The 26987-nt window shown below is 67.5% G+C and carries 26 protein-coding genes and 4 tRNA genes; 19 read left to right on the top strand and 11 right to left on the bottom strand.

The features are described from left to right. Positions 1 to 39 precede the first annotated feature (39 nt). Both B1818_RS02540 and B1818_RS02535 read left to right on the top strand, forming a co-directional pair. Positions 40 to 1236, top strand: coding sequence for a cysteine desulfurase-like protein (locus B1818_RS02540; protein ID WP_058250971.1), 1197 nt, complete (start codon positions 40 to 42; stop codon positions 1234 to 1236). A gap of 145 nt (positions 1237 to 1381) precedes the next feature. Then, the gene (locus B1818_RS02535) at positions 1382 to 1804 is read left to right on the top strand and encodes a MarR family winged helix-turn-helix transcriptional regulator (protein ID WP_058250972.1); all 423 of its coding nucleotides are present in this window, start codon (positions 1382 to 1384) and stop codon (positions 1802 to 1804) included. Positions 1805 to 1810: 6 nt separating this feature from the next. Here B1818_RS02535 and B1818_RS02530 read toward each other — a convergent pair whose 3' ends face one another. Continuing rightward, entirely contained in the window at positions 1811 to 2782 is a 972-nt protein-coding gene (locus tag B1818_RS02530; protein ID WP_058251134.1) for an NAD(P)H-quinone oxidoreductase, read from the bottom strand. A gap of 77 nt (positions 2783 to 2859) precedes the next feature. Here B1818_RS02530 and B1818_RS02525 point away from each other — a divergent pair. The 4 genes from B1818_RS02525 (at position 2860) to B1818_RS02510 (ending at position 6230) form a co-directional block, all read left to right on the top strand. Beyond that, positions 2860 to 2947 (top strand) — tRNA-Ser (locus B1818_RS02525). A 342-nt stretch (positions 2948 to 3289) separates the two neighbouring features. After that, positions 3290 to 4459, top strand: coding sequence for a Fic family protein (locus tag B1818_RS02520; protein ID WP_058250973.1), 1170 nt, complete (start codon positions 3290 to 3292; stop codon positions 4457 to 4459). Between the two features lie 28 nt (positions 4460 to 4487). After that, positions 4488 to 5360: an exodeoxyribonuclease III gene (locus tag B1818_RS02515; RefSeq protein ID WP_058251135.1), complete on the top strand. Its 873-nt coding sequence runs from the start codon at positions 4488 to 4490 to the stop codon at positions 5358 to 5360. Positions 5361 to 5555: 195 nt separating this feature from the next. Further along, the gene (locus B1818_RS02510) at positions 5556 to 6230 is read left to right on the top strand and encodes a helix-turn-helix domain-containing protein (protein ID WP_078111848.1); all 675 of its coding nucleotides are present in this window, start codon (positions 5556 to 5558) and stop codon (positions 6228 to 6230) included. 15 nt (positions 6231 to 6245) lie between these two features. Here B1818_RS02510 and B1818_RS02505 read toward each other — a convergent pair whose 3' ends face one another. From B1818_RS02505 to B1818_RS02495, 3 genes are all read right to left on the bottom strand, one after another. Continuing rightward, a complete protein-coding gene (locus tag B1818_RS02505; protein WP_058250975.1) occupies positions 6246 to 7046 on the bottom strand; it encodes an ABC transporter permease subunit in 801 nt (266 codons plus the stop codon). After that, complete coding sequence (locus B1818_RS02500; RefSeq protein ID WP_058250976.1) at positions 7043 to 8014, bottom strand: ABC transporter ATP-binding protein; 972 nt, start codon at positions 8012 to 8014, stop codon at positions 7043 to 7045. The genes B1818_RS02505 and B1818_RS02500 overlap by 4 nt, the downstream gene beginning before the upstream one ends. Positions 8015 to 8138: 124 nt before the next feature. After that, positions 8139 to 9230 carry a magnesium transporter CorA family protein gene (locus B1818_RS02495; protein ID WP_058250977.1) on the bottom strand — a complete coding sequence of 364 codons (1092 nt, stop codon included), beginning with the start codon at positions 9228 to 9230 and terminating at the stop codon, positions 8139 to 8141. 149 nt (positions 9231 to 9379) lie between these two features. Between B1818_RS02495 and B1818_RS02490 the strand changes: the two genes are divergently transcribed. Then, positions 9380 to 10627 (top strand): hypothetical protein, encoded by a 1248-nt coding sequence (locus B1818_RS02490; RefSeq protein ID WP_058250978.1) that lies wholly within the window; start codon positions 9380 to 9382, stop codon positions 10625 to 10627. Here B1818_RS02490 and B1818_RS02485 read toward each other — a convergent pair. Next, positions 10601 to 11110, bottom strand: coding sequence for a thioesterase family protein (locus tag B1818_RS02485; RefSeq protein WP_058250979.1), 510 nt, complete (start codon positions 11108 to 11110; stop codon positions 10601 to 10603). The genes B1818_RS02490 and B1818_RS02485 overlap by 27 nt on opposite strands. Positions 11111 to 11302: 192 nt before the next feature. Between B1818_RS02485 and B1818_RS02480 the strand changes: the two genes are divergently transcribed. Then, a complete protein-coding gene (locus tag B1818_RS02480; RefSeq protein ID WP_058250980.1) occupies positions 11303 to 12280 on the top strand; it encodes an alpha/beta hydrolase family protein in 978 nt (325 codons plus the stop codon). A gap of 34 nt (positions 12281 to 12314) precedes the next feature. Here B1818_RS02480 and hisC read toward each other — a convergent pair whose 3' ends face one another. Further along, on the bottom strand, positions 12315 to 13382 hold the full coding sequence (gene hisC, locus B1818_RS02475; RefSeq protein WP_058250981.1) for a histidinol-phosphate transaminase: 1068 nt from the start codon (positions 13380 to 13382) through the stop codon (positions 12315 to 12317). Between the two features lie 118 nt (positions 13383 to 13500). On the opposite strand from hisC, the gene B1818_RS02470 reads away from it, so the two are divergent. Then, positions 13501 to 13592: transfer RNA gene (locus tag B1818_RS02470), tRNA-Ser, on the top strand. Positions 13593 to 13628: 36 nt separating this feature from the next. After that, positions 13629 to 13704, top strand: a tRNA-Arg gene (locus B1818_RS02465). 149 nt (positions 13705 to 13853) lie between these two features. Here the strand turns inward: B1818_RS02465 and helR are convergent. Further along, positions 13854 to 15980, bottom strand: a complete 2127-nt coding sequence (gene helR / locus B1818_RS02460; protein ID WP_078111847.1) for an RNA polymerase recycling motor ATPase HelR — start codon at positions 15978 to 15980, stop codon at positions 13854 to 13856. Between the two features lie 588 nt (positions 15981 to 16568). Between helR and B1818_RS02455 the strand changes: the two genes are divergently transcribed. Together B1818_RS02455 and B1818_RS02450 are read left to right on the top strand one after the other, a co-directional pair. Continuing rightward, positions 16569 to 17354, top strand: a complete 786-nt coding sequence (locus tag B1818_RS02455) for a hypothetical protein (protein ID WP_078111846.1) — start codon at positions 16569 to 16571, stop codon at positions 17352 to 17354. 160 nt (positions 17355 to 17514) lie between these two features. Continuing rightward, a complete protein-coding gene (locus tag B1818_RS02450; protein ID WP_078111979.1) occupies positions 17515 to 18069 on the top strand; it encodes a putative glycolipid-binding domain-containing protein in 555 nt (184 codons plus the stop codon). A 35-nt stretch (positions 18070 to 18104) separates the two neighbouring features. Here B1818_RS02450 and B1818_RS02445 read toward each other — a convergent pair whose 3' ends face one another. Then, entirely contained in the window at positions 18105 to 19079 is a 975-nt protein-coding gene (locus B1818_RS02445; RefSeq protein ID WP_078111845.1) for a prephenate dehydrogenase, read from the bottom strand. A gap of 78 nt (positions 19080 to 19157) precedes the next feature. Between B1818_RS02445 and B1818_RS02440 the strand changes: the two genes are divergently transcribed. The 5 genes from B1818_RS02440 (at position 19158) to B1818_RS02420 (ending at position 21219) form a co-directional block, all read left to right on the top strand. After that, positions 19158 to 19700: a tRNA adenosine deaminase-associated protein gene (locus B1818_RS02440; RefSeq protein ID WP_058250986.1), complete on the top strand. Its 543-nt coding sequence runs from the start codon at positions 19158 to 19160 to the stop codon at positions 19698 to 19700. A gap of 19 nt (positions 19701 to 19719) precedes the next feature. After that, complete coding sequence (locus B1818_RS02435; protein WP_176455868.1) at positions 19720 to 20184, top strand: nucleoside deaminase; 465 nt, start codon at positions 19720 to 19722, stop codon at positions 20182 to 20184. A 123-nt stretch (positions 20185 to 20307) separates the two neighbouring features. Continuing rightward, entirely contained in the window at positions 20308 to 20577 is a 270-nt protein-coding gene (locus B1818_RS02430) for a hypothetical protein (RefSeq protein WP_058250987.1), read from the top strand. A gap of 170 nt (positions 20578 to 20747) precedes the next feature. Continuing rightward, positions 20748 to 20957 carry a CsbD family protein gene (locus tag B1818_RS02425; RefSeq protein ID WP_058250988.1) on the top strand — a complete coding sequence of 70 codons (210 nt, stop codon included), beginning with the start codon at positions 20748 to 20750 and terminating at the stop codon, positions 20955 to 20957. Positions 20958 to 21128: 171 nt separating this feature from the next. Continuing rightward, positions 21129 to 21219 (top strand) — tRNA-Ser (locus tag B1818_RS02420). A 61-nt stretch (positions 21220 to 21280) separates the two neighbouring features. Here B1818_RS02420 and B1818_RS02415 read toward each other — a convergent pair. Then, positions 21281 to 21961, bottom strand: a complete 681-nt coding sequence (locus B1818_RS02415; protein WP_254859524.1) for an MspA family porin — start codon at positions 21959 to 21961, stop codon at positions 21281 to 21283. 47 nt (positions 21962 to 22008) lie between these two features. Beyond that, a complete protein-coding gene (locus tag B1818_RS02410) occupies positions 22009 to 22677 on the bottom strand; it encodes an MspA family porin (protein WP_068972621.1) in 669 nt (222 codons plus the stop codon). A 292-nt stretch (positions 22678 to 22969) separates the two neighbouring features. Between B1818_RS02410 and B1818_RS02405 the strand changes: the two genes are divergently transcribed. Then, positions 22970 to 23653: an AMP-binding protein gene (locus B1818_RS02405; RefSeq protein ID WP_223259072.1), complete on the top strand. Its 684-nt coding sequence runs from the start codon at positions 22970 to 22972 to the stop codon at positions 23651 to 23653. Positions 23654 to 23667: 14 nt separating this feature from the next. Here the strand turns inward: B1818_RS02405 and B1818_RS02400 are convergent, their stop codons facing one another. Continuing rightward, positions 23668 to 25173, bottom strand: a complete 1506-nt coding sequence (locus tag B1818_RS02400) for a sigma factor-like helix-turn-helix DNA-binding protein (protein ID WP_078111843.1) — start codon at positions 25171 to 25173, stop codon at positions 23668 to 23670. Between the two features lie 272 nt (positions 25174 to 25445). On the opposite strand from B1818_RS02400, the gene B1818_RS02395 reads away from it, so the two are divergent. Beyond that, positions 25446 to 26912, top strand: a complete 1467-nt coding sequence (locus tag B1818_RS02395; RefSeq protein ID WP_058251137.1) for a class I adenylate-forming enzyme family protein — start codon at positions 25446 to 25448, stop codon at positions 26910 to 26912. Positions 26913 to 26987: the final 75 nt, after the last annotated feature.

Below are 26987 nucleotides of genomic sequence, written 5' to 3'. Positions count from 1 at the left end.
CCGCGAAACGGCAGATGGCCGACGACTATCCTCGTGCCCATGGCTTTCGACGTCGCCTACGTGCGTGGATTGATTCCATCGCTCGGCGACGGCTGGATCCACCTCGACCCGCAGGCGGGGATGCAGATCCCCGATTCGGTCGCGACCGCTGTGACCACCAGTTTCCGCTCCCTGTCCGCCGCCCCGGGCGGGGTCTACCCGTCGGCTCGCGCGAGCGCGGAGGTGGTCGACGGTGCCCGGCGCGCGATCGCCGATCTCGTCGGCGGAGACGCCGCGGGTGTCGTGCTCGGACCGTCGCGGTACGTGCTGCTGGCCGGTCTGGCAGAGGCGCTCGCGCCGCATGCGTGGCTGCGGGGTGACGTCGTCGTCACGCGTCAGGACGACGAGCCGAACATCGTGCCGTGGCTGCGCGCGGCGGATCGTTACGGCGGCCGGGTTCGCTGGGCCGAGGTCGACGTCGAGACCGGCGGACTACCGGCCTGGCAGTTCGGCGATCTCGTCACACCCGATACGGAGGTCGTCGCGGTGACCCTGGCGTCGTCCACGACCGGGGCCGTCACCGACATCAGCGAGATCGCGCCGCTGGTCCGCGAAGCCGGCGCGCTCCTGGTCGTCGACGCGACCAACGCGGCGCCGTACATCAGCCTGGACATCCACGACCTGGGTGCCGACGTCCTCGTCGTGTCGGCCGAGCGGTGGGGTGGTCCGCGCATGGCGGCCATGGCATTCCGCGAACCCCACCTGATCGACCGGCTGAAGCTGATGTCCATGAACCCGTCCGCGCGCGGACCCGCCCGGCTAGAACCCGAACCGCATCAGGGCGCGATGCTCGCCGGATTGGTCGCGTCGGTGGAACATCTCGCGGGACTCGACGAGGCCGGGATCGGTAAGCGTCGGCGGCGTCTCGTCACATCGATGGACGGTGTCTACGAGTATCTGCAGCGCCTCAACTATTACCTTGGCACGACGCTGTCCCAGCTCAACCATGTGAACCTGGTGGGGACCGAGGAGAACCGGATACCGCTGGCGAGCTTCACCGTGGAGTCGGTGGGTGCCGACAAGGTCGTCCGGCGCCTGGCCGACAACGGTGTCTGCGCACTCGCCGACCTTCCCAACCGCGCACTGGCACGGATGGGTGCACCCGACTTCGGCGGTGCCGTCACGGTCGGGCTGGCCCCGTACTCGACGCCGTACGAGGTCGATCACCTGGTGCGAACGCTGGGTTCATTGGCCTGAAGCGCCCGGCAACTCTTCCGAAATTCACTATGGTGTTGTTTGGGTTAACGACAATGTATGTTGTCATGCTGTGTCGGCAAAAACGATTGATGGTCCAGAGAAGGGCCCGCCCCGGTCGCTCACCGCTGCGGAGGCCGAGAGCTGGATGAACCTCGTCGACGGCGGCTGGGCGCTCTTCGCCCGCGTCAACGACGAGTTCGCGAAACGCGGTCTCTCGGTATCCGATCTGCGCATTCTCGAAGCGGTCTGTACCAACCGGCAGTTGAGCGTCAGCGAGGTCGCCGACGCCGTGCACATGCGGGTCAGCACGGTGTCGCGCATGATCGGCCGGCTCAGCGACGACGGCAACATCCACCGGTTCGAGTCCAAGGCCGACGGCCGACACCGACTCGTGCGTCTGACCGATCACGGTCGGCGCACCCTCGCCATTCATGTGAACGCCCGAGATCAGGTGATCCGGCAATTCGTCGTCGACGCGATGACCCCGGAGGAGTTCACCGCCCTCGGCGTCGCGTTCCGCAAGATCCGGGAGGCCGTCGACGCCGCAGGGCCCGCGGCTTCCGACTGAGCCCCCTCAGCCCGCGACGCTCAGCAGCACCTTCCCGACCACGTCTCCGCTGTTGAGATGGTCGTGCGCGGCGTCGGCGTCGGCGAGCGGGAACACGCGATCGACGACGGGTACGACCGTGCCCGCCTCGATCAAGGGCCAGGTCCGGGTCAGGGTCGACGCCACGACCTCGGCCTTGCCGCCGGGGCCGTGCACGGGTCGGGCACGCAGCGTCGTACCCATCACCGACAGCCGTTTGGCGAGTAGATGTCCGAGATTGATCTCGGTCGTGGTGCCGCCCTGCATGCCGATGATGACGAGGCGCCCATCGGTACGCAGCGCCTTCAGGTTCGACTTCAGATACTTCGCCCCGATGATGTCGAGGATGACGTCGGCGCCGCCGGCGTCCTGGAGGATCTCGGCGAAGTCCTGGCTCGAGTAGTCGATGAGGATGTCGGCGCCGAACTCGCGGCAGCGCTCGAGCTTGTCCTGCGTGCGGGCGGTCACCGCGACGCGAGCGCCCATCGCGTGGGCGATCTGGGTGGCGTGGGTGCCGATGCCGCTGGACCCGCCGTGGATGAGCAGCAGCTCGCCGGTGGTCAGATGCGCGGTGTCGAAGATGTTCGACGACACGGTGCACGCCACCTCGGGCAGAGCCGCCGCGGACACCAGGTCGACGCCCTTGGGCACCGCGAGGACCTGCTCGACCGGGACCGACACCTTCTCGGCGTAACCGCCGCCGGCGAGCAGCGCGCACACCTCGTCGCCCTCCGACCAGCCGCTGACTCCGTCGCCGAGGGCCGAGATCCGCCCCGAGACCTCGAGTCCGAGGGTGTCCGACGCACCGGGTGGCGGGGGATAGTTGCCCGCCCGCTGCAGGATGTCGGCGCGATTCACGCCGGCCGCGACCACATCGATCACGACCTCGCCGGACGCGGGAGTCGGGTCGGGCACATCTGACAGGGACAGGTTCTCTGAGTCGACGACGATGGCTTTCACCTCTTCGATGGTGTCACAGCGCACCGCAGTGCCAGGCGAGGTCCGGTCCGGCGCTCGTGTGTAACCTTGCTCGTCAGGGAAGCGTGGCAGAGCGGCCGAATGCACTCGCCTTGAAAGCGAGCGTGGGTAAAACCACCGGGGGTTCAAATCCCTCCGCTTCCGCCAGAAGTGTTACTTGTTTGCGCTTGTTTGCGCAGGCAGCCAGCCGCCCGAGTCCGCGCCACCCGTGCCCTGACTGCTCGACGCCGGCAGATGCCTGACGGTCTGCGGCGTTGACGACGGCCTTCAGATCATCGTCCAGCGGCATGACCTGCATCAGGGTGTTTGAGCAACAGTCTCTGTCGCGACCGTCGATGCGGCCCGCGAGTTGGCCTCACCTCACTGCATCGGTGCTCGCCGGACCCGCTTTCCAGGGCTGCGGCGAACCTTGAAATTGACGGGGCCAATTTCAAGGTTAGTGCGTTAACCTTGAAATCACATCGTTGGTTTTCAAGGTTGGATCACCCAGTGGATCTCGAGAGATTGAGAAACAGCCCGGTCGGGGAGCTAGTGCCCATCAGGGGTCACGACCCTCGGTTCAACGAGGAGTACGAGTACTTCGGCTACGTCCCCAACAGACTGCCTGCGGGTTTCGAGTTGCAGGCGTCGACGTACTCGGTCGTTGTCGAAGCGACCGCAGCGCTCGCCCGAGCAGATCAGGCTTCTTCGCTGCTCCCCAATCCCACACTGCTGGCGCGGCCGGCGACGCGCCGCGAGGCAGTCAGCACGTCGGCTCTAGAAGGGACTTACGCGGCTCTGTCGGACGTGTTCGAGGCGGACTTCCTTGACAACGACGAGATGACCAGCTCAGTCAGTGAAGTTCGAAACTACGTAACCGCAGCGGAGCGCGCTTACGAGATGATCGGTCAAGGCCGATCGATCTCCATCCGAATGCTCGAAGACCTGCAAGTTGAACTACTCCGAGGCACACCCAGTGACGGTGCACACGCCGGTAGCGTGCGCACCTCTCAGGTCTTCTTAGGTGTCGGCAACCGGCGTGTGGATTCGGCCCGCTTCGTTCCGCCTCCAGCGGACCATCGTTTGACCGATGGCTTGGAAGCGTGGCAAGCGTGGATACGCGAGGTCAACGACGTGCCCACGATCATCCGTGTTGCTGTGTCTCACTACCAGTTTGAGACGCTCCACCCGTTTCACGACGGAAACGGTCGCTTGGGTCGGCTCGTCGCGACTTTGCAGCTCATGTGCGCGGGCGAGTTGCGATACCCCATCCTGAACTTGTCTCCATGGCTTGTGCAGAGGCGCTCTGAGTATCAAGACGGATTGCTTCGCGTGTCACAGACGGGGGACTGGGACACGTGGATTTGCTTTATGTCTGCAGCAATTCACGCCGAGGCTCTCGAGGTTGTGGCCCGAGTCGATCGGCTACTCGCCCTGCGCGAGAGCTTCCAGCTGACACTGCGCGGGTCGAAGGGTGTCGCACTGCGCATCGCTGACGACTTGGTGGGGTACCCAATGATCACGGCCACCCTCGCTTCGAAGTTGTACGGCGTTTCGTACCAAGCAGCGAACTCTGCGATAGCGAAGTTAGTGGACCTGAAAATTCTTCGACAGCGTACCGCTGGCCGGTACGACCGGATCTTTCAGTGCGATGCCGTCCTGACTGCCCTGGAGTACTGAGCGACACCGAGGCCAGAGGAGAAAGATGATGAGCACCGGTGGATTCACCGTTGCGTCGTTCAATGTCAACGGGATCCGCGCCGCGCGCCGTCGGGGGTTCGACGCCTGGCTCGCCGGACGACAGCCCGACGTGGTCGGACTACAGGAACTGCGGTGTGGCATCGACGACGTCGGTGAGTTCGACGGTTACCACGCAGCGGTCGACGTCGGCTCCATCGCGGGACGTAACGGCGTCGCGGTGCTCACCAGAAATGAGCCGGCCGCGGTGCGCACCTGGCTGACCCATCCGCCGAAGGCTCGCGGGCTGTCCGCTTTCGCTCACGAGGGTCGCTACGTCGAGGTCGATCTCGCCGATCGTCCACTGACGGTCGCCAGTCTCTATCTGCCCAAGGGTGGACTCCCGGCCGAGTTGCAGCGTCCCGGCTCGATGCGCGAGGCGCCCGACGGCGGCGCCAAATACGCACGCAAGCAACGCTTTCTGGCCGGGTTCACCCGTGAGCTCGCGCGCAACCGGCTCACCGCCCGCCGCGCCGGCCGAGAGTTTCTACTCCTCGGCGACCTCAACGTGGCACACCTCGAACACGACGTCACCAACTGGCGCGCGGCCCGCAAGATGGAGGGCTTCCTTCCCGAAGAACGCGCCTGGTTCGGCGAGATCACCGGTCCGCGCCGGCTGGTGGACGTCGTACGCGCCCTGCACGGTGACCGTCCCGGACCGCTCACCTGGTGGAGCTGGGCGGGGGCGTCGTTCGTCAAGGACGTCGGGTGGCGCATCGACCACCAGCTCGCCTCGCCCGCGCTTGCCCGGCGGGCGCGCTCGGTGGTGGTCGACAAGGAGGCGTCGCCGGACCTTCGGCTGTCCGATCACGCCCCGCTGGTTGTCGAGTACGCCGAGCTGTGATCCGGGGCTCCCGCGTCCCTGATCGATGGTGGTCGCCGGGTGGCTTCGACTCGGCGCCTCGCTGGCGCTCGGTGCCGGCTCAACCAGCGGTGGTTGCGGTTGCGGCTGCGGCTCACCCAGCGGTGGTTGTAGCTCACCCGACCGGCTCAACCGGCAAGAGGTGGCGCCGGCTCGACCAGCAGTGGGGAGGCTGCGATGACATCGTATGGACAGTTCTGTCCGGTGGCCAAGGCGATGGAGTTGCTCGACGAGCGCTGGACGATCCTCATCGTCCGCGAACTGCTTTTGGGCAGTCGGCATTTCAACGAGTTGCGACGCGGGGTGCCGAAGATGTCGCCGGCTCTGCTCACCAAGCGCCTACGCAGTCTGGAACGTGCCGGGGTGATCAACCGCAGCGTTGTCGGCGGTCGTTCGGTGTACACGTTGACGACGATGGGCGAGGAGCTCACCACGGTCGTAGAGGCACTGAGCGCGTGGGGAATCCGCTGGATCGGCGAGCTGGGCGACGCCGACCTCGACCCGCATCTGCTCATGTGGGACATGCACCGCACCGTCCCGGTCGACCGGTGGCCGCGACGACGCACCATGGTGCAGTTCGTCTTTCGCGATGTCATCGGCAAGGCGAGCACATGGTGGCTGGTCGTCGCGGGTGGTGAGGCGCAGGTGTGCGACTTCGACCCCGGTTACGAACTCGACGCCACCGTGATGACCGATCTGCGTACTCTCACCGAGATCTGGCGGGGCGACATCGACTGGCGTCTGGCGCTCGCCGCCGACCGCGTCGAGATCCACGGTGCCGCGGAGGTGGCACGAGACGTGCCGTCGTGGATCGGGCAGAGCCTCTCGTCGGCGGTCCCGCGACCGGCGTGAGCGCCGCGGGCACCGTCAGGCGATGTCCCGGCGGAACGTCGTGTAGCGACCGATGACCGCGAACGCGGCGATGTAGGCGAGCATGACGAGGGCGCCGGCCCATTGCGGGAGCAGGTCGTCACTGCCACCACCCATCGTGGCGAAGAAGCTGGAGCCGACGAGGGCGTCGGCGGCGGACCCGGGCAGGAACTTCGACACCGACGACGTGACGTCGAAGGTCGCCAGCGCGATGCGTGCGATCGGTTCCACGAGCTGGGTGAAGGCCAGCAGGATCACGATCGCGGCGACCTGGTTGGACACCACAGCGCCGAACGCCACCCCCATCGCGGTCCACAGCACCATCACCAGCATCGACAGGCCGATCACCTCGAGGGTGGAGCTGTCGCCGAGAAATGCGCCGTCCCCGACCGTCGCGAGGATCGGTGCCGCCGTCGCGACGACCGCGAGAGTGCCGAGGACGCCGTAGAGGAGACCCATCGGGATACCGGCGATCAGCTTGGCCACCAACAGGATTCCGCGTCTCGGTTCGACGAGCAGGCTCGCCGTGATGGTCTTGTGCCGGAACTCCCCGGTCACCGCGAGGCTGCCGATCACCAGGGCGAACACGTAACCGATCGGGCTGGTGAGGGCGTAGATCGAGCGGGCCAGATCAGCGCCGACGAGGGTCGTGGGTTGTTGCATGGCGTTCTCGGTCGTCATCGAGAACGCCAGGGCCGCACCGATGAACCCGAGGTAGGCGACCATGGCGATGAGCAGGACCCACCACATCCGCGTGGAGGTGAACTTGCGGTACTCGGCGATCAGGGCGGCCCTCATCGGACGGCCCCCGGCGACGTCGGTGCCCCGTTCGGGCCGGGATCGGCTGACCCGCCGGAGAAATGACTGGTCGGTGCGTCCGAAGACTTCGTGAGATGCAGGAAGACCGCCTCGAGGTCGGCGCCGACGTCGGCGAGCTGGTGCAGTTCGATGCCCGCGGTGAAGGCGGCCGTCCCGACCGTGGCCGCACTCACGCCGGGCACCCGGAAACCGTCGTGCGTGTCCTCGAGGTGCCACCCGCGTTCGCCGGCGAGTGCGACGAACGACGCGCGCGACGGAGTTCGGACGACGACCGCGTGCTCGGCCAGCGCCTCGAAGTCGGCGAGCGTGGAGGCCCGGACCAGTTTGCCGTTGCCGATCACCACCACGTCGTCGACGGTGCTCCGCACCTCGGCGAGCACGTGGCTGGAGACCAGGACCGTTCGACCCTCGTGGGCCAGTGACCGCAGCAGCCCGCGCAGCCACACGATGCCCTGGGGGTCGAGACCGTTGGCCGGCTCGTCGAGCAGGATGATCTGCGGATCGCCGAGCAGCGCGGTGGCAAGGCCGAGGCGCTGCCGCATGCCCATCGAGTAACCACCGACGCGGCGGTCCGCGGCCTGAGCGAGTCCGACGAAGTCGAGCACTTCCCGGCACCGCGACGTCGGGACCCCGACCTGCGGGGCGAGTGCCTTCAGGTGCCCGAGTCCGGTGCGCCCGGGGTGAAAGCTCGACGCCTCGAGCGCCGCGCCGACGTGCTGGGCGGGTCGCGGGATCTCCCGGAACGGGCGGTCGCCGATGAGTGCCCGGCCGGCGGTCGGTTCGACCAGGCCCAGGAGCATCCGCAGGGTCGTGGTCTTGCCCGAACCGTTCGGTCCGAGAAACCCGGTGACGCGACCGGGGGCAACGGTGAACGACAGGTCGTCGACCGCGGTCAGGCTGCCGAATCGCTTGGTGAGACCGTCGATCGTTATCGCGGGTGACTCCATCGGTGCCTTCCGTCGGTGGGCTGGCCCATACGCTATCAAACGCGCACGTGGTCAACCGCTTTCATGTCGAAACCCGCCGTGTACGAGTCACACCCGTTGCAGGACAACACATCCGACGACGCGGTCACAACCAGTCGCGTTTCCGGAACGACAGATAGAGTCCGACGACCACGACGACGATAAGCGTCGTGCTGGTGATGAAGCCGAGTAGTCGCTCGAAACCGGGAAACGGCACGTTCTGTCCGTAAAAACCGGTGATGGCCGTCGGCACGGCGATGATCGCGGCCCACGCGGTCAGCTTCTTCATGACGGTGTTGAGTCGCGCGTCGGCGAGGGTCAGGTTGGTCTCGAAGACGGTGGTGATCATGTCGCGCAACGATTCCGTCCACTCCGACGCCCGGAGCGCGTGGTCGTAGAGGTCGGAGAAATGCGGGTCGAGTTCCGGCGGCGCGTGGTTGTCGAACCGCCGTCGTTGGATGCCGGCGATCACCTCGCGCATCGGCAGGACCACCCGTCGCAGGACGACGAGGTCCTTGCGCAGGTCGTAGGTTCGGCGTTGCAGTTCGCGGCCGGGGATGCGCTCGTCGAACAGCAGTGCCTCGAGGTCTTCGATCTCGTCGTCGAGGCGTTGCACGGCGTCGAAGTGTCCGTCCACGACGACATCGAGCAATCCGTGCACGAGCGCGCCGATCCCGTATTGCGTGGCCCCGCTGTCCGACCAACGCCGCATGACCTCGTCGATGTCGAGCGCCGGGGTCGGTCGCACGGTGATGAGTGCGTTCCGTTTGACGAAGATCGAGATGCGGTGCAGGTCGAACATCCGCGCCCGACCGTTCGCGGAGGCGCGGAAGTCGGTGGCCGCGGAGCCGACGTCATCATCGTCGTCCCGGTCGTCGGCCGGCGACTCGCCGTCGTGCAGCGACACCGCGTAGACCATCACGAAGGTGTGCCCGGTGTAGGTGACGGTCTTGACCCGTTCGGCCGCCGCGACCGTGTCCTCGATCGCGAACGGGTCGAGGTCGAGTTCGGCCGCCAACTGGGACAGTGTCTCGTGGGTGGGGCATTCCAGATCCGCCCAGATCAACTTCTCCGGATTGTCGAGACAGGTGGAGATCTCCTCGAGGTCGAAGCCGTCCACCGGGTCGCCGTTCCGCCAGATCTGACCACGGATGCGTTCGACGCCGCGAGGTCCCGACACATCCGAGGGAACTGTCATGTGGCCATCGTGACACCGGTGGGGGTGTTCCGTCGGTGCGACAGGCAGGCGAGACGTCGACCACACCGGGTGGTCGTCGCCCGCGGGTAGCATCGAAATCGGTGTCTGTGGACGGGCGCGGACACCGATTCTCCAGGTAAGGCGGCGGCATGGTCGACAGCAGTTCCCGCGGACATCGCTTGATGCCCGCGCGCACGAGCGAACAGATCCGCGAGTGGTGCGATCGTTCGGCGGTACCGGGCGAGCGGCGCGAACTGTCGGACACCGCGGCGCTGCTCATCGCCTCCGGATACCTCACCCCGGGTGGTCGTGCCATCGTGGTGCGCCGGATCTCCACCGGTCGGCCGATGCCGTCCATGTCCGCGGGCTTCGGCGATCTGCGCCGCTTGCAGCGCGCGATCGTCCAGATCGAACACCAGTTGTCGAGTCCGGTGGTGCCCGGTGTGGTCGCGGCCGTGATGCGTAACCGGCTCAACGGCCTGCAACGACGCCGCGAGGACGCACGCAAGCAGATCGTCGCCGGTAAGGGTGTGTTCGCGTCGGGGACCCGGGCGATCCGACGCGAGCGGCGGGAGAACGTCTATCTCGAGATCGAGGAACGAGACCGGTTGTTCTCCGGGCTGCTGTGCACCCCGACCCCCAACGTCAACGCGTCGAGCTATGTCCGTCGCGCCGGCACCGCCGCGTTCGACCGGATCGCCGGCGTGGTGGGGCAGGTCGCCGCGAAGTCGGGCAACTCGCAGGCGGGGCAGTGGGCGGACCAGTTCCTGTCGGGCGTGTGCGAGGCGCCGGGCGGAGCGACTCAGGCCGGCGCCCCCCGCACCGCGGCGTTCGTCGACGGTTACGAGACGCTGCTGTTCATCACCGGTCACTACTACGACCGCATCCTCGGCAACCCCGCCTGGCGCTCCGACCATTTCGAGGTCCAGCGCACCCAGGTGAACCTGCACGCGGAGGTCGCCGAGATCGCCGCCGACGTCATCGCGTTGCGGGCGGTACGCATCGACCTCGACCGGGCCAAGCGCAACGGCGGCTTCGACCGCACCTTCGCCGCGCAGATCGATCAGCGTGAGACGACACTGCGACCGGTGTGGACCGAACTCATCGACCGTGTCCAGGCGCTCGGCGAGGTCGCGCATGTCGTCGAATCCGCGGCCGTCGAGCTGCAGGTCCTCGCCGAGTACAACAAAGCGGCCACCCTCGACGACCGCATCGACGCGTTGATCGCGCGGTCGGGCGACCGGGAGATCTCCGTCGACAACGCCAAACGGCTCACCGAACAGGTCCGCAGCGGCGAAGAGCAGTTGCGCATCTATCGAGATGTGTTGCAGGGCAACATCGCGCGGATCTCGCCGGCGGTGCCGCGCGAGTTACCCGCCCGCTACGAACCGTCGTGACCACGTGCTGAGGTAGTCCTTCTCGGTGGGGGACAGCCGCCGCAGGGTGTGCTTCTCGATGTCGACGACGGCCATCTGCGTGCTCGCGACGCATGCCGGCCGACTGGCGTCGTCGGCAACGCCGCTGCGGATCTCGTAGCCGATGGTGAAGTCCACCGAACGGAAACCCTTGATCCACATCCCGATTCGCAGCGGCGAGTCGTCGTGACGCAGCTGGGCCTGGTATCGGATGTCGACGTGCACGATCATCGCGCTGGTGATCAGCGGGGCGTAGTCCTCGCCGGCGCTCAACAGCCACGCGATGCGCGCCTCCTCCATCAGCGTGACCATCCGCGCGTGGTTGATGTGTCCGAACGCGTCCATGTCCGACCAGCGCACCCCGACCTCGGCGACGAAGGCGAAGTCGTTCGGACCGAGTCCCGTGGTCGACGGTGGTTCGTGCCGCTGGGAACGCGCGTGGTGAACAGAAGGTGAAGTGGGCATCGTCGACTTTCCTCGGAGGTCCCGGTGCCCGTGAGATGCCGTGGTCACGACCTTCCACTCGGCTGAACGCCGGGTAGTCTGGAAGTCTAGATGTCCGCGTCGGGCCGATCCGGTCGGCGCGGACTCGCACGTGGTGACACGACGAGGTCCCGGGTGCACTCCGGGGGGATTGTCGGTGAGGGAGTTGGCGAGATGTCAAGGCGATTGATCGCGGGTCTGGTGTGCCTGATGGTGGGGATTCTGTCGACCCCGGCCATCGCCGACGCCGCTCCCAAACAGGTGGCGCGCATCGCCAAATCCGAGAAGCTGAGTGCGCTGCGTACCGACATCTGGGTCTTCTCACCGGCGATGAACGAGCGGATCAAGCTGTCGGTCCTCACCCCGGTCGGCGGATCGACGCCGCGGTCGACGGTCTACATGCTCGACGGCGCCGGCGCCGAGGGCGAGGTCAGCGACTGGATCACGAAGGGTCGCGCCGGACGCTTCTTCGCCGACAAGAACGTCAACGTCGTACTCCCCACCGGAGGAAAGGGCACCTTCTACACCGACTGGCAGAAGAAGGACGCCGCGCTCGGCAAGCCGATGTGGGAGACGTTCCTCACCAAGGAGCTGCCGCCGCTGATCGACGACCGGTTCGACGGCAACGGCCGCAACGCGGTCATCGGGCTGTCGATGGGTGGGCAGGCCGCGTTCTCCCTGGCCATCCGACACCCGGAGATGTACACCGGCGTCGCCTCGCTCAGCGGCTGCCCGCCGGTGTCCGGTCCCGTCAACGAGGCCTACGTCCGTACGACGGTCGGTCGCGACGGCGGCGACGCCACCAACATGTGGGGCCCGTTCGGCTCCGCGGGCTGGCGCGCACACGACCCGAGTCTTCATCTCGACCGGTTGCGCGGGAAGAACATCTTCATCGCCGCCGGGTCCGGCGCCATCGGCCCCCTCGACCTCCAGCGTCAGATCGAGCCGGACGAGGGGCCGCGCGACGTCGTCACGGCATCCTCGTCGGCGCTCGAACTGGGTGCCTACCGCTGTTCGCTCGAGTTCGCCATCACGATGCGTGCCGCGGGGGTGCCCTACACCGACGGTTTCCGCCTCATCGGAACCCACACGTGGGCGTACTGGGAGCGCGACCTCGCGGCCCTGTGGCCGACCATCGGCCGGGGGCTCTGACCGGCGACCGGCTCGGTCGGCTCGCGGTCCAGGATCAGCTCCGGGGACCGTCCCAGCCCTCGGCGAACCGCAGGAACACGTCGTCCTCGGCGGCGTTGGTGACGGTGACCCGCACGCCGTCGCCGTCGAACGGGCGGACCACCACCCCGGCGTCGACGCAGGCGCGCGCGAAGTCCATCGACGCCGCTCCCAGGTCGAGCCACACGAAGTTGGCCTGCGAATCGGGGACCCGGTAGCCCGCGCCGCGCAGTCGTGCGGTGACGCGGGCACGTTCGGCGACGACCGCGTCGGTGCGGGCCAGCAACTGGTCGCCGGCGTCGAGGCTGGCGAGCGCGGCGGCCTGGGCGACGCTGCTGACCGAGAACGGAACGTGAACCTTGCCGAGGGCGGTGATGACCTCCGGATCGGCGATCGCGTAACCCACGCGCAGCCCGGCCAGCCCGTACGCCTTCGAGAAGGTGCGCAGCACCACGAGGTTGCGGAACTCGCCTCGGAGTTCGAGTGCGTCGTACGCCTGACTCGACGGCAGGCGCAGGTACTCGAAGTACGCCTCGTCGAGCGCGACGATGACGTCGGACGGCACGCTCTGCAGGAACTCCCGCAGGTCGGCTGCCTCGACCACGGTCCCGGTCGGGTTGTTCGGATTGCACACGAAGATCAACCGCGTACGGTCGGTGATCGCGTCGGCCATCGCGCGCAGGTCGTAGGTCAGATCGCCGGTGAGCGGGACCTGGACCGGTGTCGCGCCCGCGACGCGCGTCGCCAGGGGATAGGTCTCGAAGGACCGCCACCCGAAGACCACCTCGTCGCCTGGTCCGCTGGTGACGAGGATGAGATTCTGGCAGAGGATGACCGACCCGCATCCCACCTGGACCTCGTCTTCGGTGACCCCGAGGCTCTTGGCCAGCGCTGCGGTCAGCTCCACCATCCCGTTGTCGGGGTAGCGGTTCACGGCTGCGGCCGCCGCGCCGATCGCCTCGACGACGCTCGGCAGCGGACCTTCGGTGACCTCGTTGCTGGCGAGCTTCACCGCTCCCGGAAACGTCTTGCCCGGTACGTATACGGGAAGGTCGTCCAGGTCGGGGCGGATTCGCAGGCTCACCCGACCAATGTAGGCCGCGACCCCGATGAGGCAGAAACCGGCTCTGACCAACCGGTTTGCTTGTGGACGCGAAGGGTGTGTAACCTTTCGACTCGGCAGTTCGAAAGGACTCCGCCAAGGAGGCGTGCCAGAGCGGCCGAATGGGACTCACTGCTAATGAGTTGTCTCGCTAAAACGGGACCGGAGGTTCAAATCCTCTCGCCTCCGCCACCGCAGTCGGCCGACGGCGGTACAACTGAATAGCACGCGCCCGTAGCTCAACGGATAGAGCATCTGACTACGGATCAGAAGGTTTGGGGTTCGAATCCCTACGGGCGCACCACAGAGGCCCGTCACCGATCCCGGTGACGGGCCTCTTCTGTGTGCACCGGAACCCTGGGTGGGTGGACGAGGTGCCGGTGCTGTCTTCCATCCTCGCCGGCGCCCGGGACGTCGACACGAGTACGGCACTACCCCAATCGGTGGTGGGGTCTACGTGCGGAGGATCACCAACTGCTGAGTCGCCCGGGTCATCGACACGTAGCGGTCGACCGCGCCCTCGGTGTCCGCGCCGAAGGCATCGGGGTCGACGAGCACGACGAGGTCGAACTCGAGCCCTTTGGCGAGGGTGGGGGTGAGCGACCGCACGCGGTCGGTCCCGGCGAAGCCGGATTCGCCGATCACACAGGCGATTCCGTCTCGATGGGTCGAGATCCAGTCGTCGACCACGGTGTCGAGGTCCGCGCGGTCGCCGTAGGTGACCGGAATGCCCGCGCGCCGAACCGAAGTCGGCACGTTCGCGTCGGGGAGCGCCGCGCGGATGACGGGGGCGGCCGCATCCATGATCTCTTCCGGGGTGCGGTAGTTGATCGTGAGTCCCGCCGAGGTGACGTCGCGCAGACCGACGCGACGAAGTCGCTCTGCCCATGACTCGGGGAATCCGCGTCGTGCCTGCGCGCGGTCGCCGACGACGGTGAAGCTCTTCGACGGGCAACGGTCGATCAGCATCTGCCACTGGGCGTCGGTGAGTTCCTGCGCTTCGTCGACGACGATGTGCGCGAACGGCCCGGACAGTGGGCGGGCGGTCTCGCCCACGAACCCGTCCCCGAGGTTGTGGCGCAGGTTCTCGTGCCGGAGCATCGTCATGAGTCCCTCGCCGTCGTCGTGGACCTCGGCGGCGATCAGGTCGTCGACCACCTGGTCGATGTGCTCGCGTTCCCTCGTCAGGTCCGCGCGCTGCCGGCGACGTCGGGCCGACGCTGCCGGGTCCCCGATCCGGCGGTGGGCGCGGTCGAGGATCGGCAGGTCGGCATCGGTCCAGGCGTCGGGGACGCTGCGCTGGAGTGCGCGTACCTCGCCGGGCGACAGCCACGGCGCACACATGCGGAGGAAGGCCGGCACCGACCACAGGTCACCGACGATCTCGGCGGCGTCCAGGATCGGCCATGCCCGCGAGAAAGCCGCCGCGAGTTCGTCATTCGCCGCCAACGCACGACGCAGTGCGTGCTGGGGCACGTCGTCGTCGTGTCGCGACCCGATGATCGACACCAGTTCTTCCCACACCTCGTCCCGCGCCTCGTTGTGTGCGGTTCCGCGCTCGGCTGCGTCGAAGGCGTCCGCCCAGTCGTCCGCGGTCAGAGTCGTCTCCGTCCAGAGTGTCTCGACCACGAACGGCGTCGTCGGCGGTTGTTCGTAGAACTTGACCGCCGGATCGACCGCCTCGACCATCCGAGCCGACGACTTCAACCGTGCCACGTCGACGTCGGCTTCGGTTGTCGCCGAATCACCTTCGACGACGAGGTCGGCGAGAGTGCACGTCTGGACGCTCTCCTCGCCGAGGCTCGGCAGCACATCGGCGACGTAGGCGAGGTACGGCCGATGAGGTCCGACGACGAGCAACCCGCCCCGATGACCGGCGAGGCGCGGATCGGCGTAGACGAGGTAGGCGGCACGATGCAGCCCGACGACGGTCTTGCCGGTTCCCGGCCCGCCGTCGACGACGAGGGTCCCGTGCGAGTCGGCTCGGATGATCGAGTCCTGATCGGTGGCGATGGTGCCCAGGACATCTCGCATGCGCGGGGAACGACTGGCGCCGAGGTCGGCGAGGAACGCGGACTGCTCGTCGAGCGCCGCGTGCGAGGTGAGCACCGCGGGGTCGTCGACGAAGACCTCGTCCCAGTAGTCGGTGATCCGGCCGTGGGTCCAGCGGTAGCGGCGTCGGCTCACCAGTCCCATCGGGTCGCGGCGGGTGGCGGCGAAGAACGGCGCGGCCAGCGGGGTGCGCCAGTCGACGAGCAGGGTCTCGCCGGCGGCATCGGTCAGCCCGAGCCGGCCGATGTAAAGGATCTCCCCGCCGTCGCGGACCAGCCGACCCAGGCACAGGTCGAGACCGAACCGCCGCAGCGATCGGATACGTGCGCCGAGCTGGTGGATCTCCATGTCGCGGTCGACGGCCCGGCGACCCCTGCCACCGGCTTCGCGCCAAAGCTGCTGCAGGCGCTCGTCTGCGTCGGCCAAGTTGCGTCGAAGGTTCGTGGTGATCGAGGCGAAGTGTCGGGTGTCGTCGGTGACGAGGGCCGGATCGTTCTTCGGGGACAGGCTGTCGGGGAGGGCGAACACCGCGGTGGACGTTGACGTCGCGGTGTCGGGGACTGGGGTTTCGGGGACTGGGGGCACAGAGATGACTCCGAATCAGCAGGTGGCAGGGGTGGTCGTCGCAGGTGAGACAGCGATTCTGCACCAGAAAGGGCGGCTTGCGGCAAGCCCCTGTCCAGGTCTTATGGTGAAAGGGGCAGAGATCGGCGGGTGCGCAGGTGAAACGGACCCCGATATCACTTGTCCTGGACGTCCGCGCAGCTGTTGCCGCCCGCGGTGCTGTATGTGAAAGTACTTTCAGTTCACTACGGTGAACTCTTTTCGGTGGGGCCTGTCAGGGGGCTGCCGCCCCCGAGGGGCACGGGGGTGGGGCGGCAGCGCGGCCACGGTTTCCCCATCTCCGTCATCGGTGTTCGGGCTCATTCGACCGACTGGTTCGCTGTCGTCGCGGCATCGTCGTGGCCTGCGGTTTTCCGATCGTCGAGGTGGGCTCCCGACTTCGCGCCGTAAGGTCGGAGAGGGAATGACGCGCGGCGTCGAGCCGAACCGTAGGTTCGGTTGAGGCCGCGCCGCGTCGACGACGACGCTCGAGAATCCGACCGGAGGCCGACGATGGGACAGCCGTACGGGGGGCCGAACCCCGGCGCTCACGACCCTCGACGCCGCGACGGAGGCGGCAGCCAGACCGGCGGGTCGCCTCGCGATCTCTACGGGCAACCCGTCGCACCGCAGCTCTATCCGCCGCTCGGGTACGCCGCGGACGGGACCCCGATGTTCCGCCCCGGCCAGCCGACCAACACCGAGCTCACCATGGCCGAGCGCGCTGAGCGTGCCGAGGCTGAACGCGTCGCGGCCGCCGAGCGAGAGGCCGAAAGCGCCGACGGCCGACCGGGTTCACGCATTCGCAAGGTGCCCACCGCGACCCTGATCCTGACCCTGGGCGTGGTGGTGCTGCTCGTGGTGGCTTTCGTCGGGTTCCTCGGGCTGCGGGAGGAGGCACCGCAGGACCGCTTCGCCGACTCGCCGCCGGTCACCGACACCATGCCGATCCCACGCACCTTCGAACCACCCAGCCTCACCCCGCCCGACCCGGGACAGCAGCTTCCGGGCCAACCTGGTGAGCGCATCGATCCGCAGAACAAACCGGTGACCTACGAGGCGACCATCGACGGGCAGGCCACCATCCTCTACGTTGACGACAACGGCCTGCGCTCGGAGTTCGCCCCGACGAATCCGTGGAACGTCCAGTTCACCGGCGGGGTCAACCCGCTGCGCCTCCTGGTCATCGCGGGAACGGGTAGCTCGGTGAGTTGCTCTATCACGGTGGCGGGCGAGGTGGTGGTCGAAGACACCGTGACGCCGTCATCGGCCCGCCGGACCGCGTCCTGTATCGCCTGAACGGTTACATCTTCGGGGTCCCGGACCGGGTGATCGGTCGGGTGACCAGGTCGTCCGATGTGTGATCGGGGCGGTTGCTCGCTACCGTGGTCACGTGAGTTCTCCGCAGACAGCCCCTGACAGCGGTCAGTCCTCCGCCACCAACGACGAGTTCAAGACGATGCTCACGTGGCGAGGCGAAGACACCGATCGACTGGAACAGGTCCGCCTGGTCGTGTCCGGCGCACGACTCAAGGCCTATGGACGGATCATCGCCGCGGCGACCGCCGACCACGAGGCGTTCTCCGCGTCCTACGAACTGCAGACCACCGATGCCGGTGTGGTCAAGCGGCTCACCGTTCACCTGGTACGCACTGACGGTGAGACGCAGTTCGGCATCACGCGCGACGACGAGGGCACGTGGCTGATCCGTCGTCCCGATGGTGAGACCACCCGCTCGGACTTCGACGGCGCCGAAGACGTGGACCTCGCTCTGTCGCCGATGTTCAACGCCTTGCCGATCCGGCGACGTGCCCTCTCGGCGGCGACTCCCGGTGCGGTCGAGATCCCCGTCGCCTACATGTACCTGCCCAGCGGAGACGTGAAGCCGGCGACAATGTCGTACACCCCGGGCACGGACGGATTCCGTGTGGTGTCGCCGCTTGCGACCACCACCATCACCGTCGACGAGAACAACTTCGTCGTCGACTACCCGGGTCTCGCACGCCGGGTCTAACGTGTGCGGGCGGCCCCAGGGACACGGCGCGGCGGTCAGCCCACCCACACCCGGCCCTGATGGGCCTGCCGGCGTAGTTCCTGCTGCCAGCCGTCGTCGCCGACCGTCACCCCGGAGATGACCTCCGCGGCGCCGGAATGCAGTTGCTCGTACGCCTTTCGCGCGCGGTGCCCGTCATCGACCAGCACTTCGGCGGTTCCGTGGTCGCGGAGTTCGTCGCGCACGGCCGTGAGTCGGTCGATGGTCTCGCTGAGGACGTTGAGCACGGCGATGCCGTTGGCCTCGATCATCGCGCGCTGCAGGGCGGGTGCGGTGCCCGCGACCCGGGTGCCGTCCCGGAAGCTGCCGGCGGCCAGGCGCAGGGCGAGGTCGCTCTCACCGGCCCCGACGGCGGCCGTGGCCGCGGCGGTCAGGTGTGGCAGATGCGAGATCGCAGCAACCGCCCGATCGTGCGCGTCGGGTGCAACCGGCACCACTCGCGAGCCGACCGTCACGGCCAGCGCGGCCACCGTGAGCCAGTCGTCGGCTGGGGTGTGATCGGTGGTGGTGACCGCCCACATCGCCCCGTCGAAGAGGGTGGCGTCGGTCGCCGCCCAGCCCGACGAACTTGTCCCCGCCATCGGATGCCCGCCGACGTATCGACCTCCGGGATGCAGATCGGCGAGTAGGCGCTCGACTTCCTGCTTGACGCTGATGACGTCGGTGACCAGGAGCCCGGGCGCGTTCTCGGCGATGGCCGTCACCAGGGGGCCGATCGTCGTCACCGGTGTCGCGAGCACGAGCAGCGCGTCCGACGACGCCGCGCGCCGAAGCGTCGCAACAAGATCCGCGGACGCGTCATAACCGTCGCCGATGGCCGCATCGACGGTCGTGGCCGACCGGTTGTAGCCGAACGCTTCGTGCCCGGCGTCGTGCAGGGCCCGCAGCAGCGAGCCGCCGATCAGGCCGAGACCCAGCACACAGACCGGCGTGGGAAGGGCGACAGCGGGGGACGACGGCGCGGCAGTCACCCTGACACGTTCCCATACCGGTCATGCCCGGTGAACCGGGACTTGGGAGTACCGGTGATAGGGGCTACGGTTTGTCGCATGGCCGGTGCCGGATTTGGGAAGTCGGGGTCGAACGCGCAGGACGTGGACGACGACATCGACGGTTTCGCCGTGGCGGTCGTCCGCGACGAGAGCGGGTGGAAGGTCACCGCGATGAAACCGTCGGCGCTCTCTGATCTCGAGGACGCCGAGACCCAGTTGCGTGAGCTGCGTTCGGCGGGCGCGGTCTTCGGGCTCCTCGACGTCGATGACGAGTTCTTCATCATCGTCCGGCCGTCGCCGACCGGGGCGCGTCTGCTGATCTCCGACGCGACCGCCTCCGTCGACTACGACATCGCGGTCGACGCATTGGATGCCCTCAACATCGAGGTCCCCGACATCGATCCGGACGAGCTCGATCAGATCGATCCGTGGGAGGAAGGGGACCTCGGGCTGCTCGCCGACCTGGGACTGCCCGACGCGGTCATGAGCATCATCGTCGGGGACACCGATCTGTACGCCGACGAACAGCTCGGCATGATCGCGGCGCGGCTCGGTTTCGCCGACGAGCTGGGCAAGGTTCTCGACTCCCTCGGCCACTGAGCCCGCACGAAGCCGCGCGATGAGTGCGCCCGCCTGGGAGGCCATGGTCCGGTCCGCGCTCGACGCGGCGGCACTGTCAGGGACCGACGACGTACCAATCGGGGCAGTCGTGTTCGACCCCGAGGGCGTCGAACTGGCCCGGGCCGCCAACCGTCGCGAGGCCGATTCCGATCCGACGGCCCACGCCGAGGTGCTTGCGCTGCGTGCCGCGGCGCGGGCGTTCGGTGATGGATGGCGGCTCCCGGGATGCACGATCGCGGTGACCGTCGAACCGTGCACGATGTGTGCCGGAGCGATCACGCTGTCCCGGGTCGACGCGGTTGTCTTCGGGGCGTGGGAGCCCAAGACCGGTGCCGTCGGTTCGTTGTGGGACGTCGTCCGCGATCCACGGCTGTCGCATCGCCCCCAGGTGAGGGGCGGCGTCCTCGAAGCCGAGTGCCGCGCACTCATGGTCGACTTCTTCGCCACCCGACGACACCCGTGACCGTCGTCATCTCGGGGTCGTGAGGACTCAAGATCGGTGAGATCTCAGGGTGCAGACCGGTGGTCGGCGGCGGGCGGTCCTGGCAGATTGGACGTCAGCATCCCCGATCCGCGAGGAGTAATCATGACCGATCCGTCCGACAAGGTGACCGCGGCCTTCGACACCGCCAAGGCCAAGATCAACGAGCTCGCCGAGAGCGGCAAGGTCCAGGAGGCGCTGGGTACCGCGCGCGACAAGATCGACGAGTTCGTCGAGAGCAAGCAGGTCCAGGATGCGCTGGACACCGCCAAGGACAAGCTCAACGATCTCGCCGAGAACGAGAAGGTCCAAGAGGCGTTCAGTACCGCCAAGGACAAGATCAACGAGGTGTCCCAGAAGTTCAACAGCCGCTGACAGGTCACTGACCTGCGGTCATGCAGCTCAGTGCACACCTGTGGCACGGTGGGATGCGGGAGTCCGCTCCCCAGGCGGCGCCAGTGTCGAGCAGCCGGCGCGTCGGTCGTCGCCGAGTTCTTCCACATCGGACGGCACCCGGCCGCGCCGAACCTCACCGAGGAGGCTTCATGGGAACCACGGACGACGCCAAGAACAAGGCCGAAGAGCTCAAGGGTCGCGGCAAGGAAGCTGCCGGCAGCCTCACCGACGATCAGGACCTCAAGAACGAGGGCAAGGGCGACCAGGCGCAGGCCGAGGGCAAGCAGAAGATCACCGACGCCGCCGACGCCGTCAAGGGCAAGATCGACGACGTCAAGGACAAGCTGACCGGCCACTAGGCCCCCTGCTCCCTGAGGTGCGAGGAGCGATAGCGACAAGCCTCGAAGGGGCCTGCCGAGACGAGTTGCGAGGACCCTTCGTGACGCTCGCAAGCTCGCTCCTCAGGGGGCGGGGGTGGGCCTGAGCAGCCGATTTAAGTCTGACCGCGGGTCTGCGGTACAGTCTTCGGCGGTGGCGTGTCCGAGCGGCCGAAGGTGCAGCACTCGAAATGCTGTGTGCGGTAACCCCGTACCGAGGGTTCAAATCCCTCCGCCACCGCCAGAAATGGCCCCCCATCCTCACGGGTGGGGGGCCATTTCGCATCTCTGGGAGCGGTGGTCGGTCAGCCCATGCTGAACGGCTTTCCGTACACGGCGATCGACTGCGACACGTTGTCGGTGGTGATGCTCACCTTGGCGTACGACCGGGCCTGCGCGTAACCGGCGCAGCCGTTCACCATCATGGTCTCGTTGGTGTACGCCAGTGTGCCCTTGCCGCCGGAGAAGCTGATCGACGACGAGTGGCCGGCCGCACCGAACGCGTCTTTGTACTCACGGTCGTTGATGACGTAGTTGACCGCTTGGCCGGGCCCGATGGTCACGCCGGCGCCGGTCTCGGCCGTCGTGGTCGCGCTCTGGAGGTCGAAGTTGGGTGCGGTCGCGCCGGCCCTGCTGTTCGAGTTGCCGCCCAGTGTCAGCTGGCAGCCGGCGATGTAGCCGGCGCCGACACCGATCTTCGCGGCCGGGTCGGACGTGGTCACCACATACTTGCCGGACACCCAGGCGTTGCGGTGCAGGGGCGCGGCGCCCATCGACGGGGTGATCCGCGCGGACTCTTTGCTGCGCGTGATGGTCACCGTCGTACCGTCTTTCAACTTCTTCGTGACGGATTGCCCGGGGAGTTGGACGGTGGTGTCGGCGTGTGCGGGTGCGGCATCGAGGACGGGTATCAGTGCCGCGCAGGCGACTGCGGTCGTGGACGCGATGATCCGGGTGCGCGTGGCGCGGCGCTTGGTGACGGTCATGGGAGCTCCGATTCGGCGGGTCATGGTGGTGGACAACGGGTTCGCGGTCAGCCGATGGAGAACGGCTTGCCGTAGAGGTTCACCTTCTGGTGCACCTCGCCGGTGGTCTCGATCGTGGTGAATGCTCGTGCCTGGGCGTATCCGCCGCAGTTCTGCACGTCGATCTGCGCGTCGTCGTAACCGAGGTGGTAAGTACCGGCCTTCTCGATGTTCTTGGTGTTCAACACCACGAACGTGACGTCGCCGGCGGCCAGCGGGACGGTCAGGGTCCCCGACAGGGAGGGTGCGGTCGGGGTCAACGATCCGGACAGACCGCCCTGCAGGCCCTTGATGTTCACCTGGCACCCGATGATGTAGCCGGTGGACAGGGTGGCCGCGGCGCCGTTCGTGGCGGTTCCGTTGCTTCCGGGCAGGGTGGTCTCGCCGGCCGCGCCGACGCTCGGTCCTGCCTTCGCCGGTTTGAGATTCGGTGCGTACAAGGTGATCTGGCCGCTGACCCAGGTGGTTCTGGACACGCCGTTGGCAGCCATCGACGTCGAGACCCGCGCGCTCTCCTCGGATCGGACGATCTGGACGCCCTCACCTTTCGCGGTGCCGCCCGGAAGCCGGACGAATGTGTCTGCGCCCGCCGACGCGGCGCCGGCGAGCAGCGCGGCAGTCACCGATCCGCCGATGAGTGCGGACAGTCCGACGGCCCGCAGGGTTCGTTGTGTCATCTCGTGCTCTCCTCGTGTCATCAACCCGTTCGGAAACGGGGTGTCGCATGAACGTCGGGACTCATCGCAGGGGGAGACCCGACAGCTGCGGCAGGGTGGGATCGTAGGTGAACGTACCCTAAACTCGATATGAGTGAAAAACTATGTAGGGGGTTGACACCGACCCGCTTGGTAAAGGTAGCCTAACCTCTGCAAGGTGAGGGTCTCATGCCGGTGCGAGACGGTGGAGTCGCCCGCGAGTTCCACGAGTTCGGCTGCACGGCAGACGAACTCGCTACGCATACGGGGATGTGTGAGTCAGACGTCGGCTTCATGTTCGCTGCTGAGCGGCGCCCACGACACCCATGGCTCGCTGCCCGCGGTGCGCACCGGTGACGCCGTCATCGACTTCGAACGGTTCTACGAGTCCGTGGAATGGATGGCCGAGCAACTGGTCTCCTGCGGGGTCCGCGCGGGCAGTCGGGTGGGTCTCGTGATCCGCACCGGCTGGGAGTTCGTGCTCGCCTGGTATTCCTTGCTGGAGGTCGACGCCGTCACGGTTCCGATCGTCCTCGGCCCAGCGAACGAACCGGCACATTCGTGCGAGATCGGTTTCGTGCTCGCTCATGTCGATCAATGCACCGAGGTCGAGGATCTGGTCGAAGCCGCCGTGCCCCGGAGCCACTGTCGTCAGATGTACCGCGTCGGCGACGAGTTCGTCCTCGCTGCACTCCGGACGGCGGACATGCTCCGGAACGAGGGCGGCCTCGTCGACCTCGGACACGAACCACAAGCCGCCACCGGCCAACTCATCGCCGAAGCGGAGCGGATGGTGGCGGACGTCGGGCTGCGTCGTGGCGAGTATGTGTCTTTCGAAGGCGATCTCGGTACTCGCGACACCATGGTCCGGATCCTCGCCTGCGCGTCGGCCGGCGCATGCGTCGCGGTCGACGCCCCGTACGGCGAGCCCCACTGGGGTGCCCCGAGCACTCGCTGACCGATGCCCGACGCTCAGCGCAGTGTGGCCGCGACCCGGTCCGCGAGGTCGGTCTCGCGACGCCTGCCGAGGAGCTCGACGACGTCGTTGATTCCGGATTGCGGTGGCAACCACAGTGATTCGGCGAGCACCTGGAGGAGTCGGGTTCTGGTGAGCCGGGCCGGCTGCCGCCCGATCCGGGTCAGGATGTCCGCGGCGGACGACGCGGTTGCCTGCTCGGCCCGTCGAACGGTGAAGGTGTGCGGCCCGAAGTCGAGGAACACGGGCGTACCCGGTTCCAGTTCGAGCTCATCGATGAACCGCTTGATCGAGCCGGATCGTGCCTGAACCGATGCCCACGTGAAAGCCTGTGTGCCCAGCGCGGTCTCGAGTGTGACCGGTGAACCCGGGCCGATGCCGAGAAGTCCGGCGAGAGCGCTGGGTATGTTGAAACCCGTTCCGCGACACTGCGCGGGAGTTATCGTCGTCGCCCAATGCACGACGTCGTCTTCGCGGTACAGTCCGCGCGTCCGTCCCGGCGTCCGCCGCGGCCGATGTGGTCGTTCGCGTCGGGTGACGATGCCGTCGCGGATCTGGAATTCGCCGGCACCGGCATACGAACGGATTGTGGCCTCGCTGACGTCGTGACGACCGCGGATCGTCGCGATGACGTCGTCGAGGGGCACGGCCCCGTCGCGGTCAGAGAGAATCGCATCGATCTGCAGATGGACCGGCTCGTATCGTGGAAGGCCCCATTTGGCAAGGCCGTAGCGGGTGCGGTCGGTTCTGACGATACGCACGTCCGAGGCGAGCGCGTTTCGAATACTGTTGTGGGCACGCGGGATCGCCGAAGTCGCGTCGATGATGTCGTCGAAGGTCAACGGCGCGCCGCGGATCGAGAGCGCTGCGACGACGATCTCGCCCGTCGTCGACCGGGCGGCGATCGCGTGGCCGTCGAGTAGTTCGTATCCCGCCCGCAGTAGCCACCGTGCGGCCGAATCTCCGGACAGGCCCAGGTGATCCGCGATGGTGATGACCGAAGCCGCCTCGCCGGGGCGCGCCGCCGCCTCGACCGCCGACTTCGTGAACTCGGCGACCGAGCGCAGGCTGCCCCGGATGATCCAGTTCTCGCTCGTGCGCAGACCCGACGCCGCGGCCACCACCCGCCAGCACGGGGCCTCGACGCCGCCCACCGGAGTCCCGGCGAGCGTCGAGTCGGCCATGAGCGCAGCGGCGTCCGCGACCGGAGCGGCCCGGCGGTTGATCATCGCCGACAGGTCGGCGAGGGCCGGGTCCGCCTCGATCAACGAGCGCAGGCGGTGTCGTGTGGAGCGATCGATCTGGGTGACTCGCTCGCGGGACAACCCGAGAAGGTCGGCGACCTCCGACTGGGTGCGAGGGCTGGCAGCGTAGACGCGCTCGGTCAGCACCCGCCGCTCCTGGTCGGACAGTCCGGCGTCGAAGGCGGCGACCGCGTCGAGCGCGCGTCCGTCGTCCGGCGACCGTCTCGACGGTAAGGGTCCGTTGGCGTGCGCGGTCATGGATGGTGCTTCCTCGGCGGTCGGGTGACGTCGTGCAACGGTGGCCCGCCCAGGGTTCGCCGAACGCTCGCGAGGGCCTGCGCAGAGCACCTCACACGCTACCGGGACCCCGCGCACGCAGAGCTCGACCGGACCGACGACGTCCGGTGTCGGATTGTCCCCCGAGCACAAAGGTCTCGAGGAAGTCTGGCCTCCGCGACCGTTTCGGTTCGGCTCCCGCTTTCATAGTGTTCTGGATCACATCAACCACGACGATCTCGGAGGCAAGCCCGGTGACCAGCACCTACTTCGCATGGGACCTGACCCATCGCGCCGACGCCCCGTGTGTTCGCGATGACGTGGTCGCCCTCGACTACGCCGGATTTGCGCGTCGCGTCGAGGGTGTCGCCGAACAACTGGGCCGTGCTGGCGTTCGACCCGGGGACGTCGTGGCGACCTTTCTGCCCAACCGGATCGAACTGCTGGTCACGTTGATGGCGGCATGGCGGATCGGCGCGGTCGCCACTCCGGTCAACCCGGCATTCACCCCGGAGGAAGCCGAGTACCAGCTGGCGGATTCGGGAGCACGGGTCGTCATCGGGACCCGCGCAGCAGAACTGAGGTCCGACCGTGCCCGGTTCGACGTGGAGGAACTGGCGACGGCGCCGAGCGCGGACTGGCGGGGCTCACTGTCACCGGCCGCCGGCGACGACGCATTGCTGATCTACACCTCCGGCTCCACCGGCAGACCCAAGGGTGTCCGACTGTCGCACGACAATCTGCACTACATGGCGTCGACCATGGTCACGCATTTCGGTCTCACCGCGGCCGACCATGCCCTCCTGGTGCTGCCGCTGTTCCACGTGAACGCCATCTGCGTGAGCTTCCTGGCGCCGATGCTCGCGGGCGGGCAGCTGAGCATCACCGGGAGATTCTCCTCGTCACGGTTCTTCGACGACGTCGCACGGCTCACCCCGACATACTTCTCCGCCGTACCGACCATCTACGCGCTCCTCGTGTCGCAGGACGGTCTGACAGCTGGGGCCACCGGGTCTCTCCGGTTCGCGGTCTGCGGGGCCGCCCCGATCTCGAGAGAACTGCTCGACCGGGTCGAGGGCGCCTTCGGGATACCTGTCGTCGAGGGTTACGGCCTGACCGAGGGCACCTGTGCGTCGGCCTGCAATCCGGTCGTCGGAGTACGCAAACTCGGGACGGTGGGCCCGGCGCTTCCGGGGCAGCGGATCTCCATCGTCGACGAACAGGGCACGGAGGTGCCCACCGGCGAGATCGGTGAAGTCGTCATCAGCGGGCCGAATGTCATGCGCGGCTACCTGAACCGGCCGGAGGCGACCGCGTCGACTGTCATCAACGGCCGGCTGCACTCCGGGGATGTGGGCCGCCTCGACGAGGACGGCTACCTGACCCTGGTGGGCCGCATCAAGGACATGATCATCCGTGGCGGGGAGAACATCTACCCCAAGGAGATCGAGAACGCACTGGCGACGCATCCCGACGTGCTCGAGTGCGCGGTCGTGGGAGCACCGGACGAACTCTACGGCGAGTTGCCCGTCGCGTTCGTCGTCGCCTACCCACACCGTGCGGTCGATGCGGGAAAGCTGGCTGACCACCTCGCCGGACGGCTGGCGAAGATCAAGCAGCCGAGCACAATCCACGTCGTCGACCAACTGCCGCGCAATCCGGTCGGGAAGATCGACAAACCGGCGCTGCGTTCCGGTCTCCACAGTCCGCAGCCCATCTGATCCCCCGATTCGGCCCGATTTCGACGTCCCACGGCGGACGCCGAGCCGATGACCCGCGCGCCGAGACCGGCGATG

It is taken from the genome of Gordonia sp. IITR100 (genome assembly GCF_002009645.1).
Taxonomy (GTDB): domain Bacteria; phylum Actinomycetota; class Actinomycetes; order Mycobacteriales; family Mycobacteriaceae; genus Gordonia; species Gordonia hongkongensis.
The sequence above is the reverse complement of the archived record's forward strand: the minus strand, read 5'-3'. Positions and strand labels throughout refer to the sequence as shown.

Coding starts and splice junctions, on each gene's coding strand:
- B1818_RS02510 (WP_078111848.1), top strand. CDS start 5,556: ATGACATCGTATGGACAGTTCTGTCCGGTGGCCAAGGCGATGGAGTTG.
- B1818_RS02430 (WP_058250987.1), top strand. CDS start 20,308: ATGACCGATCCGTCCGACAAGGTGACCGCGGCCTTCGACACCGCCAAG.
- B1818_RS02425 (WP_058250988.1), top strand. CDS start 20,748: ATGGGAACCACGGACGACGCCAAGAACAAGGCCGAAGAGCTCAAGGGT.
- B1818_RS02495 (WP_058250977.1), bottom strand. CDS start 9,230: ATGACAGTTCCCTCGGATGTGTCGGGACCTCGCGGCGTCGAACGCATC.
- B1818_RS02480 (WP_058250980.1), top strand. CDS start 11,303: ATGTCAAGGCGATTGATCGCGGGTCTGGTGTGCCTGATGGTGGGGATT.
- B1818_RS02485 (WP_058250979.1), bottom strand. CDS start 11,110: ATGCCCACTTCACCTTCTGTTCACCACGCGCGTTCCCAGCGGCACGAA.
- B1818_RS02400 (WP_078111843.1), bottom strand. CDS start 25,173: ATGACCGCGCACGCCAACGGACCCTTACCGTCGAGACGGTCGCCGGAC.
- B1818_RS02450 (WP_078111979.1), top strand. CDS start 17,515: ATGCTCACGTGGCGAGGCGAAGACACCGATCGACTGGAACAGGTCCGC.
- B1818_RS02505 (WP_058250975.1), bottom strand. CDS start 7,046: ATGAGGGCCGCCCTGATCGCCGAGTACCGCAAGTTCACCTCCACGCGG.
- B1818_RS02540 (WP_058250971.1), top strand. CDS start 40: ATGGCTTTCGACGTCGCCTACGTGCGTGGATTGATTCCATCGCTCGGC.
- B1818_RS02535 (WP_058250972.1), top strand. CDS start 1,382: ATGAACCTCGTCGACGGCGGCTGGGCGCTCTTCGCCCGCGTCAACGAC.
- B1818_RS02455 (WP_078111846.1), top strand. CDS start 16,569: ATGGGACAGCCGTACGGGGGGCCGAACCCCGGCGCTCACGACCCTCGA.
- B1818_RS02415 (WP_254859524.1), bottom strand. CDS start 21,961: ATGACCGTCACCAAGCGCCGCGCCACGCGCACCCGGATCATCGCGTCC.
- B1818_RS02410 (WP_068972621.1), bottom strand. CDS start 22,677: ATGACACAACGAACCCTGCGGGCCGTCGGACTGTCCGCACTCATCGGC.
- B1818_RS02515 (WP_058251135.1), top strand. CDS start 4,488: ATGAGCACCGGTGGATTCACCGTTGCGTCGTTCAATGTCAACGGGATC.
- B1818_RS02490 (WP_058250978.1), top strand. CDS start 9,380: ATGGTCGACAGCAGTTCCCGCGGACATCGCTTGATGCCCGCGCGCACG.
- B1818_RS02435 (WP_176455868.1), top strand. CDS start 19,720: ATGAGTGCGCCCGCCTGGGAGGCCATGGTCCGGTCCGCGCTCGACGCG.
- B1818_RS02500 (WP_058250976.1), bottom strand. CDS start 8,014: ATGGAGTCACCCGCGATAACGATCGACGGTCTCACCAAGCGATTCGGC.
- B1818_RS02440 (WP_058250986.1), top strand. CDS start 19,158: ATGGCCGGTGCCGGATTTGGGAAGTCGGGGTCGAACGCGCAGGACGTG.